Raw genomic sequence first — 16306 nt, forward strand, 5'->3', positions numbered from 1 at the left:
AGCCCTTTTAAAAAGGATAAAAATGAAAATTTTAAAATTTATTTTATTGTATTTTGCGATTTTTGCTAGCTTTATATTAGCTGCGCCAGTAGATAAAGATAAGGCTTTTGAAATTTCGCTCTCATCTGCAACTAGCGGATTTGAAGCCACAATCAACATCGATAAAAGCGTGTATTTATATGCCGATAAATTAAAATTTTATGCCAACTCAAAAGAAATAAACGCCTTTTTAGATTTTCCAAAAATCACGCAAAAAGACGGCGAAAATGTATTTTTAAATAGTTTTAAAATTTTTATCCCGCTTGGGCTTTTGTATAATTATGCTGATGAAAATCTAGATTTATTGATAAATTATCAAGGTTGCTCGCTTGATGGTTTTTGCTATTCGCCCTTACAAAGTAGCTTTAAATTAAACTTAAAAACATCATTTATCACGCCCATTTCGCTAAATACTCCACTTGAAAACACTTCAAATTTTGAAATTTTAACAAAATCAAATGACGAGCAAATCGCCGATAGCTTTAATGAGCTTAGCGCGTTTTGGGTGATTGTTAGCTTTTTTGGTTATGGATTGTTGCTATCATTTACGCCTTGCGTGCTACCGATGCTACCTGTGCTAAGTGCTATCATAATAGCAAAAACTAGCAAGCAAAAAAGCCTAAAAACCGCCCTTTTAGCAAGTTTGAGCTATGTATTGGCGATGGCTTTAACTAATGCGATTTTTGGCGTGATTGCAGCAAGTGCTGGCAGCGGGCTAAATGCTTGGCTACAAAGCAATGTCGTAATAATCATCACAAGCGCGGTTTTTGCGATTTTAGGGCTTTTGATGTTTTTAACGCATAATTTTAAAATTCCAAATTTTTTAAATAATTTTGTAGATGAAAAAATAAAAGCCAGCTCAGGTTATGCGGGCATTGCCTTAATGGGCGCGCTTAGTGCTTTGGTGCTTAGTCCTTGCGTGGCCGCTCCCTTGGCTGGTGCTTTGCTTTATATAGCAAATAGTGCTGATATTTTGCTTGGCGGGCTGGCTTTATTTTTCCTTGGGCTTGGTATGGGCGCGCCATTAATCGCGCTTGGTTTTGGGGTTAAAATTTTGCCTCGCCCTGGCGAATGGATGGTTAAAATTTCGCAACTTTTTGGCTTTATTATGCTTGGTTTTGCCTTGTGGATGTTATCTAGGATTTTTGATGAAATTTTAATTTTTGCTGGGATTTTATGCGTGTTTGCGGCTGTAATTTTGGGTGCTTTTGATGAAGCTCTAAGTCTGGCGCAAAAAGCCTTTAAAGCTTTTTGCGTGGTGATTTTGATTTTTGGCGCGGGTTTTATTTTGCTTTTTATGTTTAAAGAATTTGGAGCAGATAATTTAAATAAAATTTCATACCCTAGCCAAGCTCGCATGCAAAAAATTAGCACTCTTGCTCAGTTAAACACAGCTATCCAAAACTCACAAAAGCCCGTTATAGCTGAGTTTTGGGCATCGTGGTGTGTTAATTGTAAAAATTTTGAAAAAGAAGTTTTAAGCGATAGCGAGGTTAAAAATGCCTTAGAAAACTTTACTTTAATTAAAGTTGATGTAAGCAAGGCAGATAATGCGAGCAAAGAACTTTTAGAAAATTTTAAACTTTTTGGGCCGCCGGCTTTGATTTTTTTTGAGAATAAAACACAAAAACTAAAAATCACAGGTGAAGTAAATAAAATGAAATTTTTAGAAATTTTAAATAAATTTTAAAGCATTTATTATTTTTTTTGTGCTAGAATTGCGAAATTTTTGCTAAGGAGAGAGTGATGACTTTCAGTGTTAAAAGCCCGATTTTAGGTTTTGAAGATATTAAAACAGTAGAGATTGAACCGCTTGAAAATGGATTTTTTAAAATTAGCTCAAAAGAGCGTGATGAGGGCAAAGAGTCTGTGTCTTTTACCGTAGTAAATCCATATGTGATTCGCCCTGATTATGATTTTGAGTTGCCTACGCCTTATCAGGTTTTGATGGATATAGACGATAATAGTGGCTTAGAGGTTTATAATATGGTAATGTTAAGCAAAACCATAGAAGATTCAGGTGTAAATTTCTTAGCGCCGATAGTTTGTAATGTAAAAAACAAAACCCTAAGCCAAGTAGTTTTAGAGCCAAAATTTTATCCACAATACGGCCAAGCAGAGCGCATAGGTGCGATTGTAAATAAAGATGTTTATGTGGTAAAAGGGCCGATTTTAGGCTTTGAAGATATCACAAAAGTAGAAATAACCCCGCTTGATAAGTTTTTTGTAACTATGAAAAGCAAGCAAAGCAACGATGAGCATAAAAACACAAGCTTTACTTTAATTAATCCTTACATTTTGCGCCCTGATTATAGCTTTGATGTGCCTACTCCATACCAAGTTTTGTTAGAAATCCACGATAAAAGCGAGCTAAGAGTATATAATATGGTAATGCTAAATAAAACCATAGAAGAATCAGGCGTAAATTTCTTAGCACCGATAGTTTGTAATGCAAGAAACAATCTAATGGCGCAAATCGTGCTAGATCCAAAAGATTATGTAGAATATAGCCAGGCTGAAAAAATATCTAAATTTTTAGGCAAATAAAATGAAAAAAGCTATTTCTTTATTAGAATTGCTATTAGCGATAATCGTAGTAGGTATAGGTGCTAGCGCCATACCGCCTATTGTTATGGCAACGACTAAGGCAAATGAACAAACCATTCTTTCAGAGGTTGTAACCTCTACTAGAATAATGATTGATGAGCTTTTATTAGAGCCTTATAATAGCGTTTTGGCAAATGGCTTTACAGGCAAAAGTGGTGCCACGCTATACACAGGCATTGTAAAAACCGTAGATTGTGGCGATAATGCAGATTGCGATAGTAAAGATAGGCGTTTTAATAAAAATGCTACTCAGTATTTTTCTCGTAGCTTGGCTGTAAATAGTGATGGCAATTTTGTAAAGGCTGAAAATTTAGCTAGAAAATCAGGCGAAGCAAATAAGCCCGGCTCAGCAAATTATGCATTAGGATTAAACAATAGAAAAAATGCCGTTGAAAGAAGCATAGACACAGGCACTGGCAATAGAAATCTTATAAAATTTAAAAGCCTAGCAAAGGCTAGATTTTTAGATATTGCTGGTGATGCCGATAATAAATCAGAATTAAATGTAACCTTTGATCTTAGCAAAGCAAATGGCGATAACCCAAAAAATGTAATGGTTGTAGATGTAAATTCTAGCTTTGATAATAATAGCAAAATCGGCGGTATAGAAAATGTTATTCTTTATGGTTTTGCGTTTAATATCTCAGAAGAATCAAAATAGGTAAAATTATGAAAAATAAATACAAAAAAAATAAGTTAATTTCAGCTTTTACTATGATAGAGCTGATTTTAGTGATAGTGATTTTAGGCATAGTAGGCAGTCTAGGCTCTGAAATTTTAAGCGTTTTGTATAATAATTATTATTGGACAGCAAAAACTCAGCGCCTAGAAGCCCAAGCAAACCTAGCAGCAGATATCATAGCAGCTAGGTTAAAGCACCGCATTCCACAAACAACAGCCGCACTTAGTGGCACTCAATACAAATCAGTAAATGGAGCCCAAGATAGCGATCTTATTTTTTATCTTAAAGCTTATGAATTAGAGCGCCGCGATTTTACCGCTTGGAAAGATAATTCTCCTTATACAGAGGCACGCGTAAGCGGATATATCAATAACTTAAAAGATACATCTAATAAAGCTAATAATCAATACAACGATATCATCACAATCACTAGCGATGATAGCAGATTTAATGGTTTAGGTGAATATACTATATTTTTTAATGACGATTCAGCTATATTTTATAAGCCAAAAAATGCAGCAAATAATAAAGCTGAGGATTTATATTTAAAGGCTTATTATGAAAAAAATCAGCCGTTTTTTTATGGGTGTAGTAATGGGAGCATAGCATATCCTACTCATCAGGCTGGCACAATTACTATAACTAGAAATGGTTGTGATTTAGATAATGGCGATAAGGTTCGCCCAAGTAGAGCTGGCTCTTTGTATCGTTATTCTTTTTCAAAAGAAGTAAATAAGATTATTTTTGAAACAAAACAAACACTTGGCACTGCTCCTATTCAAACTAAGATTGGGACTTTAAAATTAGAAGTTTTAAAGGCCACTGAAAATAAAATCGCCCGAGGACAAACCTACACCTTAGCTCGTAATGTAAGTGCTTTTTCTTTTACTTCATTAAGTGCGGATCCGCATTTTGCCAGTGGTATAGTATTTAAAATTTGCGTCTATGATAATGAAAAAAACGATCTTAGCGGAGTAGAACACGAAGTATGTCAAACTAGGATAGTCCAATGAAAAAAGCTTTTTCTTTAATTTTAGCTATTATATTTATACTAGCAATAGCAAGCATTGGTGCGCTAAGTTTTAGTATATCTAGCGCAGGCGCACAAACTACCACAAAGCAATACATGCACGAGCAAGCCGAATTATTATCCCAAGGCGCGATAGAATATGCCATTTTACGCATTCAACAAACCGATTTTGCCGCGGCAGACAAATGCATAAACAAAATAACAACAAACCTAAAACCTACTAATCCTACCGGAGCAGAGGCTAAAATAACCTTCATATCTACGCTAAAAATTACTTATATAGGCGATGAGAATTTATTAACAACTGCTGGTTGTACATCTATCATAAAAGACACCACCGCCAATAATCAAAAGATAAAAGCGGTGATAATTAGAGGGCGCACTTGTAGCACTACAAATGGCGCAGATTGCGATGAAGAAGTAGCCCATTCATTTAGCACCACGCAAATTCCATAATCTTGTGGCTTTGGCTATTAGCTAGAGCCATAAATTTTATCTCTTTTATAATCTCATTTTATTAAGCGCGTTTTGTGTAAATTTTAAAATTTATTGTTTATTTATAAAGAGCAAATAATTTTAAAAGATATCTTTAAAATATAAAAGAAAGTTTAAAATTTAAATGCGTAAATTTTTAATGCCAATTTTAAGATTTAAAATTTTAAGGGCGGTTAAGATATTTAATTTTCAATGCCATCAAAATTTCATAGGCATTTTAAAAGTTTAAAAGCGCAATAGTTTAAAATTTTAAAATCGCAAGCATTTAAAATTTCATAAGCATTTTGAAATTTCAAAACCACAATATTTTCTAAATTTTAAAATCACAAGATTTTTACAATTTCAAAAACGCAAGCTTTAAAATTTTAATCAGTAAAATTTATAAGAATGGAGAATTAAAATTTAAATGTAAGCAAAATTAGCGCGGATTTGCGCTAGGCTACAAATCCGCTTTTATATTATAAATCCACCTTAGGATCTATTGCTTTATGATCATAAGGTTTATTTGCCTTATCTAAATCAAGCAATTTTTGACTTGGGGCGTCATTTATGTTTGAATGCTCATAATAGCGATCGCCTGCTTTATGGTTTTTGCCTGTGGCTTGGCGCGCATCGTTGGTATTTACTTTGTATTTTATATCGCCAGGATTTAGCTTTTGAATATCTTTAAAGCCTAAATCGCTAGTTTTATAATCCTTAAATCCATATTTTAGCGCAACTCCCATTAGCTTGGCTTGCCCTGTTCTAATCATATCCATAGCTTGTAGCAATATACGGCTAGCTTCGCGCGGGCTGTGAAAGCCTGTGGAGTTTTCAGCACCTATAAAGTCGCCTCTCATTTGGCCTTTTCTGTGTAATTCTAAAATTTCAGCTAATTCAGCAGAGATTTTTTTATCATCAGCCTTGCCATTAGTTTGAAATTTAGGCAATTTAGCAAGTCTTTGACGCATATCTTGGATATCATTTATTAAGCTTACCGTGGCGTATTCTACTGAGCGTAAATCAAAGGCTATTGATTTTTGAATATCGCTTATTTGGGCTTTTAAATAACTTTCGCTTTGAGTGTGGCAACTTTTACAAGCAGCATTTATATCTTTTAGCGGTGATGTAATATTATGATTTGTCATTTTGCTTGAACCTTTTCTTATATAAGGCATATGGCAATCAGCACAACTTACGCCATTTGCAGCATGAACTGAGCTTGAATACATCTCGCTTTCAGGGTGCTGGATTTTAAGCATTGGTGCTTTTGTGAGTTTATGTGACCAATCTTGCGGGAAGATTGAGCGAGTTGCTTGCTCATCATAATATTCATCAAACATTTCTATTCTAAATGGTTTTTTTGGCTCCCATTGTTTCCAAGGGAAAACTAGCTCAATGCCAGCGGTTTGTATGGTGGTGGCTTGATTTCCATCGCGCCAGCTATCAAACTCATCATAGGTTTTTTGCGTGCCGTTTGCCCATTTTTTGCTAGGATCATTTGCTATGCTTTCGCCGATTGCTTGGATTTTTGAGCCGGTTGGGCGGAAATAATACTCCACATGGCATTGTTGGCACACTAAGGTTCGCATTTGCGCTCTTGTGGCTTTTACGCCTGTAATTTCATCTTTTTCATAACCGCGCCATTTTGTAAGAGCGTTTATTAAAGCTGTGCGCGTAACACGAAGCTCCATTGTATTTGGCACATGGCAATCAGCACAGGCTACGCCCATTCTTTTGCCACCGTGTGGCCCGCTGTGTTCTGGGCTGTTTTCTTTTATGCCATCAAGTGCTGGGACATTTTTAATCATAGTCCAGTATTTAGTGCTATTAAATGAAATCCATTTTTCTTGTGCGTTATCGCCTTTTGCGGCGTTATTTTCTAGCCATTTAGTCCAGCCACTATGGCAGTTCATACAAGCAGCTGGCTGACCGCCAAACCCAGCAAATCCATGAGCATTTAAAAACTCTTTATTATTTCTTGCTGTATCCATTTGATCTACTTGAATCCAAAAATGCCCGCGCTCTTCATTAGCATCTATTGAAAACGGATATCCAGCCCAAAGAACGCTAAGTTGTGGATAGCGGATAAGCTTAGAATATGCGTGATTGCCACCAAATTCTGTTTCAAATTCTGGCTGTGTTTCTACTGCTTTATACATATCTACATATTCTGGGAAATTTTTGCCCCATACATCAAAGCGGGGATCATCATCGCTCATCATTACGATATTTTTTGATATCGCGCCTGCCATGTCAGGTTGTGCTTTTTTGCTTGAAATATCTTTATTTAGCATAAAAAAGCCGATTAAAACTATAATAGCCAAAATAGCCATTAAATTTTTTTTCATTTTTTGTCCTTTCTTAAAATTTGTAAATCTAAAAACCGCGTGTGTGGCCTACGCTTGGATGGCATTTAACACAGCTTAGTTGGGAGTTTTTGTGATTTACATCAGTGGTTGGATTTACCACAGCAGCTACCATTTTCAAATGACAGCGAACGCAATTATTTTGCACATTTACCTTGCTAATGGAAGTAGCGCTAAAATGCTGTGGCAAATCATCTAGCTTGAAGGTAAAGGCATAAGCGTGTGTTAGGCCACTTCTGGCTTTGTCTATCCATTTGCTAATAAACTCATGCGGCAAGTGGCAGTCATTACAGCTAGCACGCGGTTTGCCATTGATTTCTAAGCTGTGGCTACTTTTTTGCCAGCTAGCATAAACATCATTCATTACATGGCAGTTATTACAGGCTGAGCTATCATCGCTAAGATACGACATTGCGCGAGCGTTATGGAGAGTGTATCCTATAACAGCGAGCAAAACACAAGCAATTACTAACACCCAAGCAAAGGTGGAATTATTTGTTTTACCTTGCACTTTATCCTCCTTTCTAAAAGTTAAGTTGCGAGCAGATTTTAAATAAATTATTAGCTAAAAGTCAATAAAAACAATATAAAAAGTATAAAATTTTTTAATATCTGCTTTGATATTTAAAAAGTATTTATTTTTAGTTTTAAAATTTATCTGTGATACAAGATAAAATATTATTAACTTAAAAAACTAATAAATTTTAAAACTTCGCTATAATTTCACAAAAACACAAAGAGTCATAATGATTAAAATCGCTAGCAATTTTTTAGAGCGCGCCATAAATGAACTTAAAAATACAAATTTTAAATCAAAAAATCCCCTAATAATCCAAGCAGAGCAAATTTCAATCCCAAAAGACGAAATAAACGAACTCTTAGCCCAAGCAAGAGAGTATTTTGTAAGCCCATTAAGCAAGACTCCATTTTGCATAAAAAGAGGCGATAAAGTGCTAATAGAGCGTAATTTACGCGTTTTGCGCGATGAAAGCACTTATTTTGTGCTTAAAGCCTTAAATAGTTTTGAAAGCAGCAAAGATGGCGGAATTTTAGCTTTTATATCAAATAACGGCTTTATTGATAACGCAACTGCTAGGGCGTTTAGATTTTGGCTAATGCAAAACTTAGATGAAATTTACATTTTAAACTTGCATGGCAACACGAGAAAACGCGAATACGATGCCAAAGGCGCAGTAGATGAAAATCCATTTTCTTTGATGAATGGCGCAAGCATTAGCGTGTTTGTGAAAAAATCACCACAAAAAAGTTTAGAAAAGCTAGCAGATGTTTATTGCTGCGATATCTTAGGCAGTAGAGCTAGAAAATTAGAGTTTTTACAAAAGGCTAGCCTAAAAAGTGAAAATTTTATAAAAATTAATCCGCACGAGCCATATTTTTTCTTTAATAACGACAGCAAACAAAACGAAAATTATTGTAAATTTTATGGCATAGCTGATATTTTTGATATCCACGGCAGCGGGATTCAAAGTGGCAATGATAGCCTTTTAGTGGCTATGGACGAGCTAGGTTTAAAAGCAAAAATCAGCGCGCATTATGGCTCATTTAATCCAAAAAGCGTTCAAAAGATTATGTATAGACCTTATGATTTACGCTATGTTTATTATGATAATAAAATACAGCGCCCAAGAACAACTTTAATGCGACATTTGCTAGGCCGTAATAATCTAGCCTTGCATGTAAGTCGCCAAGCAAAATTAAGCGGGGCGTGGGATTTTTGCTTTGTTAGTGAAATTTTAACTCAAAGGTGCTTGCTAGGTGGCGGAAATACCGGCGCTGGCATTATTTGGCCACTTTATGTGTATGATCAAAATGGCAATGCTAGCTCAAATATTGGCTTATTTTTTTTAGAAAAATTAAGCAAAATTTGTGGGCGCGAAATCAGCCCAAAAGATGCGTTTTGCTACATTTATGCTACGCTAAATCATAAAATTTATCGCACTAAATACGAAAACGAATTAAAGCTAGATTTTGCCAGAGTGCCTTTGCCAAAAGATGATAAATGCTTTGAAAAGCTTTGCGATTTAGGCTCTAAACTAATAGATACTCAACTTTTAAAAAATTTAAAGGCGGTAAATTTTGAATACAAAAGAGAAAAAAATGATGAAATTTCATCTAATCCGCTTTATGCAAAGGGCGGAATTTTTATAAATTCTAGCTTATTTTATCCTTGTAAAATTGATGTTTGGCAGTGGAGCATTGGCGGTGGTAGCGTGCTTGTTAGATATTTAAAAGCTAGAAAAGGCTTAAAATTGGATAAAGAATATTTTGGGATTTTAATAAGCCTAGCTAGTAGAAGTTTGGAGCTTACCGGGCAAATTAGTGCTGTGAGCTTTGCGGAATTTTAAAATTTATTATCAATAAACTTAAAAAATCCTTTATAGCCTTTATTTGTGCGTTATTTAGCGTAAAATATTCGCTTGCATCGCGCTCATAAATGGTATCAAAAACGGCAGTAAATGGAGCCAAATCGCTTTTTAGCACCAAAGAATTATTTACGCCTCTTTGCTCAGCACAAAAACAAGGCCCCATAAAGCAAATGCTTGGGACATTCATAGTGTCTGCGATGTAGTAATTACCAGTATCTGAGCTTATGTAAGCTTGCATTTTGCCTATGTAAAAGGCTAGTTCGTTTAGTGGGATTTTATTGATTAAACAAACTAGCTCCAAGCCTGATGTGTTGATGTTTTGTAGGTATTTTAGCTCATCACCTACACCAAAAATATAAATCTTTACCTCATTAAATTCTTTTAAAATTTTAAAAATTTGCTCCCAGCTTTGCTTGCTGATTGTTTTTATTTTATTGCCTGCACTTAAAGAAATGCCGATTTTAAAGGCTTTTTCATCAAGGTTTAGCAAATTTTGTGGGATTAAAACTGGCTTTTGTAAGCATTTTTTATAGGGCAAATTTACAGAGCTTATGAAAAAATCCTTGCTGTTTTTGGCTAAATTCTGAGCTTGATTTATGCATTGTTTAAAATTTGTAAGATCTGCGTTAAACATTTTTAAATAAGTAAGCAAGCTTAGATCGTTTTTAGTGTGATTTATAAGCTTAATGCCACGACTTAAAAGCACAAAAGCTGAGCTATTTTTATAATGGCTGATTGAAAAAACTTCGCTTGCAAAAGCGCATTTAGCCAAAAATAAATTATAATTATTTGGCATTAAAACATAGATTTTTTGATAATTGTTTTTATAAATTTTAAAAGCAAGCAAGAATTTTTTAAGACCTTTTTTATAGTCATTTATCAAAAATACGCGCTCTATTCGTTCATCATTTGCGCTAAAAGCTAGATTTATTTTATCAAGCACGATATCAAAGGGCGCGTTTTTACTAGCAAGATCAAAAACCACGCTAGAATTAGCATAATCGCCGATCTTAGCTGTTTGTATCAGCAAAATTTTATGTGATTTTTTGCGAAAAATAGATAAAATCGCAAGAACTAGATAAAGTAAATAATAATAAAAAACATACATCACAAGCCTTTTGGCATATTGTAGCAAATTAGGATAAAAATGAAACTTAGCATAATTTTACTTAGATTTTTAATGCGAAAAAAGCGTGTCATAAAAGGGCTTGCGCCACAAAATTTAAATCATATTTGCGTGTTTTCAAATACCGCAATAGGCGATACTTTATTTAACACGCCAGTATTTAGGGAGCTAAAAAAAGCCTACCCAAAAAGCAAAATCACAGCGATTTTAAACCCTAAAAACGCCAGCTTATTTGCCACAAATCCAAATATAGATGAAATTTTATTATACGATGGGCGTTGGCGCGGGTTTTTTAAAATTTTAAAAGAGCTAAAAAAAAGAAAATGCCAAGTGGCTTTACTTTTGCATTCAAATGAGCCACAAGCTACGCCACTGGCGGTATTTGCTGGGATTGAATACATCTATAAATTCCCAAATGATAAAAATGAGTTTAATTTTTGGCATTCAAACGCGCCTATGGGGCTTGAAAAGCTACAATATGTGGTGCTTAATAGATTAAGGGTGCTTGAATTTTTGGGGGTTTATACTAAAAACTCGCGCTTGGAGCTTTTTTTACAAAATAACGATAAAAAAGATGCTTTGCTTTGGTTACAATCCCTAAAAAACGAGCTTTGCTTTAAACATGGCGCTTTTTTTATAGGTTTTAATTTAGGCGCTAGTAATCTTTCTAGGCAGTGGTTTATTTTTAGATGGGTTGAGCTTGCTTTGATGCTTTTAAAGCACGAAAATATCGTTATTATCTTAACTGGCGCGCCAAATGAAAAAAAGCTTGCTTTAAATTTTAAACAAGAGCTTTTGGCAAAATTAGAGCAAAAAGAGCTTATAAAACGCGTTTGCGATGCTAGCGGGGAGTTTAGCTTAAATGGGGCTGCTAGGCTAATAGGCGGGCTTGATTTATTCATCAGCGCAGATACTGGCCCATTTCACATAGCAGTGGCATTAAAAACGCCAAGCATTACGCTGTTTGCGGTGGCTGAGCCATTAGCTTCTATGCCAAATTATGATGAAAATTTGCATTTTTTTATCAAAAAGCCACGCACTTGCGCGCCTTGTGTTGGCAAAAATTGCAAATACCAAAAATGTATGCTACAAATAAACGCGCAAGAAGTGTATGAGCTTTGTAAAAAATGGCTTTGAAATTTATTTTGGTTTAATTATATTTGCTAATGTCTTTGCTTTAACCTATTATATATTAAAGCGCAAAGGGCGCGCTAATATGAGGTTTAATTTAAAATTAAACTTAGAGCGCATATTTAATTATTGTATTTTGAAAAATCAAATTTAAGCAAATTTTAAAATCAAGTCAAAAAACTTGCTTTAAATTTCAAAATTTAGGTTTAAATTAATCTTTTAAAGCGCATTTAGCTTTAAGCCCTGCGCTAAAAATTAGTCCTTAGAATATGAAATAAGCGTTATTTGCCACCAAATCTAAGCAGGGCAGCACCCCATGTAAAGCCGCCGCCAAAAGCATCAAGCAAGCATAAATTGCCTTGTTTTAATCTGCCTTGTTCGTAGGCGTCATTCATTGCCATAGGGATACTAGCTGCGCTTGTGTTGCCGTATTTTTCTACTGTTGTAAAGCATTGCTCATCGCTTAACCCAAGGCGTTCTTGAACTGCTGTGATGATGCGTAAATTTGCTTGATGAGGTATGAATAAATCAATATCCTCAGCTTGTAGATTGTTTTTTTCTATTATATTAGAAGCTTCGTCCATTAGCGTATTTACCGCTATTTTAAAGACTTCATTACCCATCATTTTTACATAATTTTGTTTATTTTGTATATTTTCATCAGTGGCTGGGTAACGCCCAGCAAAACCAGGCGTAATCAATAAATCGCCCTTAAAGCCATCGCTGCCGACATTTACATCTATTATGGTGTTGTTATCCTCAGCTACGCTTACTACGCCAGCGCCAGCACCATCGCCAAAAAGCACGCAAGTAGAGCGATCGCTCCAATCAATTATGCTACTTAGTTTTTCGGCTCCAATGATTAAAACATTGCGTTTTGTGCCACTTTCTATCAGGGATTTTGCGATATTAAGCGCGTATAAAAAGCCAGAGCAAGCCGCTTGTATATCAAAGCTCATAATACCGGTTATTTCAAGGTTTTTGCTTATTATGTTTGCGGTTGATGGCATACAAAAATAATCAGGCGAAATAGTCGCACAAATAATAGCATCGATATCTTTTGTGCTTAGATTTGCGCGCTCTATGGCTAATTTCGCCGCCTTTGTTGCCATATCGCTTGTGTATTCGTTATCTTTGGCTATGTGGCGGGTTTTGATACCGGTGCGCTTTATTATCCAATCGTTATTTGTTTCTACCATTTTTTCTAAGTCAAAATTGCTTAGAATTTTTTCAGGGATATAAGATGCGATTGATTTTAGTGTTGCTTTTTTCATTGATTTTCTTGAAAATTTAATTTGGCGTATTCTTCAAGGCTGTTTTCTATGACAGCGTTTATATTGGAATTTGAAAATTTTATTGCTTGAAAAATCGCATTTTTAATAGCTTTTGGGCTAGATTTGCCGTGGCTTATTATGGTGCATTTTTTCACACCTAAAAGCGGAGCGCCGCCGTATTCATCGTAGTCAATATCAGCCTTTAAACGCTTAAATGCTCGCTTTAAAAATACAGCTGCGATAGTAGCAAGAGCGGATTCTTTGATATTTCTTTTAATTATCTTGCCTATGCTTGAAGCTAAGCCCTCACTGGTTTTTAATAAAATATTACCGACAAAACCATCACAAACTATCACATCTACGCTTGCATCAAAGATTTGATTGCCTTCTACATTGCCTATAAAATTTGGCGTGCTTTTTAGCATTGAAAATGTAGCTTTTACAGCTTCGTTGCCTTTACAATCTTCTTCGCCATTGCTTAGAAGTCCTATTCTTGGCTTGTTTATATGTAAAATTTCTTTTGCATAAGCCTCGCCCATAATCGCAAACTCAAATAAATGCTCAGCCTTACAATCTACATTTGCGCCCACATCTAAAACTAAGGTCAATTTACCCCGTTTAGTAGTAGGCATAAGCGTAGCAATAGGCGGACGAGATACACCATTAAGGCGTCCAATGCGTAAGGTAGCAAGACTCATTGTAGCTCCGCTATGTCCTGCTGATACTAGCGCATCGGCTTTATTTTCGCGCACTAATTCTGTGGCTATATATATTGAGCTTTGCTTGCGTTTTAGTGCCTCTGTGGCTTGCTCTGCCATATCAAAAACATCGCTTGCTGGCTCAAAGCTTATATTTTTTAACGCTTTTTTTGGTATTAGTGGGCGAATTTTATCTTCATCACCTACTAAAATAGCGTGAAATTCAGCTTGTTTTAAGGCTTGTAAAACGCCATTTACTATTGGTTCGGGGCCAAAATCCCCGCCCATAGCATCTATTGCTATGCGTGGCATTGTTATTTATATTGTCCAGTGGTTGGATTTATGCGGTGTGGCATTTTCCAAGTGCCGTCTTTATCTTTTACAGGCATTGGTAAAATTACCTTATAATGTGTTCTGCGCTTTGCAGCACGCGTGTGGCTAACTCTTCTTTTTGGAACTTCCATTTTATTCTCCTTTGTTGTTTTTGCAATTTTTACAATAAAAGTAATCGCTTTTAAAGCTTTGTATTTCGCTATTTGCTAGCTCGCTAAGATCTATGAAACCATCAAAAAACTCCACAGCATCGCTTAGCTCGCCTAGCTCATCTTTAAAAGCACCATCGCTTAAAATAAGCTCTAAATTTTCATTAACATTTATATTTATATCATCACCGCAAGAATCGCATTTATGGGCTAATATGCCATTTAAGTTTGCTTTAAAAAGCACAATATTATCGCTTTTGCGTTTTAAGTTGCCTTTTAGTATCAAGCCCTCATAAGCAAGCTCGCAATACTGCTCTTTTGTGGTGATTTTAGTAAATGCGATTTTCAGCAAAGCTCCCTTTTAGCAAAGAAAAAGGCTATTTCGATTTTAGCATTTTCTAGGCTATCGCTACCATGAACGGCATTTGCATCTATGCTATCAGCAAAATCAGCGCGGATTGTGCCTTTATCGGCCTTTTTAGGATCAGTAGCGCCCATTAGCTCTCTATTTTTAGCTACGGCATTAGCACCTTCAAGCACCATTACTACAACAGGGCCGCTAGTCATAAACTCTACTAAATCACCATAAAAAGGGCGATCTTTATGAACTTCATAAAATTTCTTAGCATCATCTGTGCTTAATTGTAATTTTTTAGCTGCTCTTACGCATAGGCCGTTATCTTCAAATCGGCTAATAATCTTGCCTATAACGCCTTTTTTCACGGCATCTGGCTTAATGATAGAAAGCGTTTGCTCCATTTTCTTGTCCTTAGAAAAATTTAAGGGGCGGATTATATCCAAGCAAAAGTTAAAGTTTTATAAAATTTAAAATTTTTAACTCGCTACTTAAATTATTAAAATTTTATATTTGTTTGTAACATTTGCCAAAGGGCAAATTTTAATTCATTTATATTTTCTTTTGTAGGGCTTGAAATGGCGATAATAAAGCGTGGAGCGTTATTTAAAGGCTCTGTAAAATCGCTTGTTAAAAATAAATTATTTTTTTGTGTTGTTAAAATTTGCTTGAAAGGCTTAGAAAAATCATTAAAGCTTGAAATTAGCGCGTTTTTTTCGCAAGTATCAGAGCGCGTTAGTGCTATGGCGTATTCTTTTGAGGCTAAAATAGGCGAGAATGCGTTTATTTCATCTCTTAAAGCATTAAATTGTTCTAATATATTTAAATCTTCGCGCGCTAAATCAAGCATAAAAAGTAAAATTTTAGTGCGTTCAATATGCTTTAAAAACTCGATCCCAAGGCCTTTTCCACTACTTGCGCCACGAATTATGCCCGGGATATCAGCCATTACAAAACCACTAAACTCATCTACGCTAACTTGGCCTAATTTTGGTGTAAGTGTTGTAAATTCATAATTTGCAATTTGTGGCCTAGCGTTTGAAATGCAAGAAATTAGCGTGCTTTTACCGACATTTGGAAAGCCCACTAAACCCACATCAGCTATTAATTTTAGCTCTAATCTAATTACTAAGCTTTGGCCTAGAAGGCCTGGCTGGGCGTAGCTTGGGGCTTGATTGATTGAGTTTTTAAAGTGAAAATTTCCAAGTCCGCCTTTACCGCCTTTTAGTAAAATTTTGCGCTCTTTATCTTTTGTTAAATCAAGTAAAACCTCGCCATTTTCATCATCGATTACAGCGGTGCCTGGCGGGACGATTAAGATTAAATCTTGGCCATTTTTGCCGTGTTTTTTGCGTCCGCTACCATCAAAACCATCTTGGGCTTTTAAAAGCCTTTTGCCTTTATAATTTTCTAGGGTGTGAGTATTGAGTGAGCATTCAAAATACACGCTCCCGCCATCTCCGCCATCTCCGCCATCAGGACCTCCAAGCTCTACAAATTTTTCTCTTCTAAAACTTTTTGAGCCAGCCCCGCCTTTGCCTGAGCGAATTTCAAATTTCACGCTATCTACAAACATTTTACACCTTTGATTTTTGCTGATTATAGCAAAGATAATTAAACAAGCTTAGAATTTTGCTTAATATAAATTTTAA

General features: G+C 35.4%; 16 protein-coding genes and 1 pseudogene. 8 read left to right on the forward strand and 9 right to left on the reverse strand.

Annotated elements, in window-relative coordinates; genetic code table 11:
- Positions 1–22: 22 nt before the first annotated feature.
- The 6 genes and pseudogenes from dsbD to CINF_RS01170 all read left to right on the forward strand — a co-directional run bounded on the left by dsbD (position 23) and on the right by CINF_RS01170 (position 4814).
- Positions 23–1729 carry a protein-disulfide reductase DsbD gene (gene dsbD / locus CINF_RS01145; protein ID WP_179975434.1) on the forward strand — a complete coding sequence of 569 codons (1707 nt, stop codon included), beginning with the start codon at positions 23–25 and terminating at the stop codon, positions 1727–1729.
- A gap of 56 nt (positions 1730–1785) precedes the next feature.
- Positions 1786–2169: pseudogene (gene fliW / locus CINF_RS01150) on the forward strand (flagellar assembly protein FliW); the annotation flags it as partial.
- A 24-nt stretch (positions 2170–2193) separates the two neighbouring features.
- The gene (gene fliW / locus CINF_RS01155) at positions 2194–2586 is read left to right on the forward strand and encodes a flagellar assembly protein FliW (protein ID WP_420808769.1); all 393 of its coding nucleotides are present in this window, start codon (positions 2194–2196) and stop codon (positions 2584–2586) included.
- 1 nt (position 2587) lies between these two features.
- Entirely contained in the window at positions 2588–3307 is a 720-nt protein-coding gene (locus tag CINF_RS01160) for a type II secretion system protein (RefSeq protein WP_179975435.1), read from the forward strand.
- An 8-nt stretch (positions 3308–3315) separates the two neighbouring features.
- Positions 3316–4341: a pilus assembly FimT family protein gene (locus tag CINF_RS01165; protein ID WP_179975436.1), complete on the forward strand. Its 1026-nt coding sequence runs from the start codon at positions 3316–3318 to the stop codon at positions 4339–4341.
- Complete coding sequence (locus CINF_RS01170) at positions 4338–4814, forward strand: hypothetical protein (RefSeq protein ID WP_179975437.1); 477 nt, start codon at positions 4338–4340, stop codon at positions 4812–4814. The genes CINF_RS01165 and CINF_RS01170 overlap by 4 nt, the downstream gene beginning before the upstream one ends.
- Before the next feature lie 497 nt (positions 4815–5311).
- Here the strand turns inward: CINF_RS01170 and CINF_RS01175 are convergent, their stop codons facing one another.
- Both CINF_RS01175 and nrfH read right to left on the reverse strand, forming a co-directional pair.
- Positions 5312–7183 carry an ammonia-forming cytochrome c nitrite reductase subunit c552 gene (locus CINF_RS01175; RefSeq protein WP_179975438.1) on the reverse strand — a complete coding sequence of 624 codons (1872 nt, stop codon included), beginning with the start codon at positions 7181–7183 and terminating at the stop codon, positions 5312–5314.
- 28 nt (positions 7184–7211) lie between these two features.
- The gene (gene nrfH, locus CINF_RS01180; RefSeq protein WP_179975439.1) at positions 7212–7712 is read right to left on the reverse strand and encodes a cytochrome c nitrite reductase small subunit; all 501 of its coding nucleotides are present in this window, start codon (positions 7710–7712) and stop codon (positions 7212–7214) included.
- Positions 7713–7947: 235 nt separating this feature from the next.
- On the opposite strand from nrfH, the gene CINF_RS01185 reads away from it, so the two are divergent.
- Positions 7948–9567, forward strand: coding sequence for a type ISP restriction/modification enzyme (locus tag CINF_RS01185; protein WP_179975440.1), 1620 nt, complete (start codon positions 7948–7950; stop codon positions 9565–9567).
- Here CINF_RS01185 and CINF_RS01190 read toward each other — a convergent pair.
- Complete coding sequence (locus tag CINF_RS01190) at positions 9539–10696, reverse strand: glycosyltransferase family 9 protein (RefSeq protein WP_179975441.1); 1158 nt, start codon at positions 10694–10696, stop codon at positions 9539–9541. The genes CINF_RS01185 and CINF_RS01190 overlap by 29 nt on opposite strands.
- 39 nt (positions 10697–10735) lie before the next feature.
- On the opposite strand from CINF_RS01190, the gene CINF_RS01195 reads away from it, so the two are divergent.
- On the forward strand, positions 10736–11851 hold the full coding sequence (locus CINF_RS01195; protein WP_179975442.1) for a glycosyltransferase family 9 protein: 1116 nt from the start codon (positions 10736–10738) through the stop codon (positions 11849–11851).
- A 275-nt stretch (positions 11852–12126) separates the two neighbouring features.
- Here the strand turns inward: CINF_RS01195 and CINF_RS01200 are convergent, their stop codons facing one another.
- From CINF_RS01200 to obgE, 6 genes are all read right to left on the reverse strand, one after another.
- Entirely contained in the window at positions 12127–13119 is a 993-nt protein-coding gene (locus CINF_RS01200; protein ID WP_178696930.1) for a beta-ketoacyl-ACP synthase III, read from the reverse strand.
- Positions 13116–14129: a phosphate acyltransferase PlsX gene (plsX, locus tag CINF_RS01205; RefSeq protein WP_179975443.1), complete on the reverse strand. Its 1014-nt coding sequence runs from the start codon at positions 14127–14129 to the stop codon at positions 13116–13118. Before plsX ends, CINF_RS01200 begins: the two co-directional genes overlap by 4 nt.
- A 2-nt stretch (positions 14130–14131) precedes the next feature.
- A complete protein-coding gene (rpmF, locus tag CINF_RS01210; RefSeq protein WP_179975444.1) occupies positions 14132–14281 on the reverse strand; it encodes a 50S ribosomal protein L32 in 150 nt (49 codons plus the stop codon).
- A gap of 1 nt (position 14282) precedes the next feature.
- On the reverse strand, positions 14283–14651 hold the full coding sequence (locus CINF_RS01215) for a hypothetical protein (RefSeq protein WP_240156138.1): 369 nt from the start codon (positions 14649–14651) through the stop codon (positions 14283–14285).
- Positions 14645–15058 (reverse strand): nucleoside-diphosphate kinase, encoded by a 414-nt coding sequence (gene ndk, locus CINF_RS01220; protein WP_178696932.1) that lies wholly within the window; start codon positions 15056–15058, stop codon positions 14645–14647. Before ndk ends, CINF_RS01215 begins: the two co-directional genes overlap by 7 nt.
- 95 nt (positions 15059–15153) lie before the next feature.
- Positions 15154–16230 (reverse strand): GTPase ObgE, encoded by a 1077-nt coding sequence (gene obgE / locus CINF_RS01225; RefSeq protein ID WP_179975445.1) that lies wholly within the window; start codon positions 16228–16230, stop codon positions 15154–15156.
- Between the last annotated feature and the right edge of the window lie 76 nt (positions 16231–16306).

Source organism: Candidatus Campylobacter infans (assembly GCF_013416015.1).
Classification (GTDB): Bacteria; Campylobacterota; Campylobacteria; order Campylobacterales; family Campylobacteraceae; genus Campylobacter; species Campylobacter infans.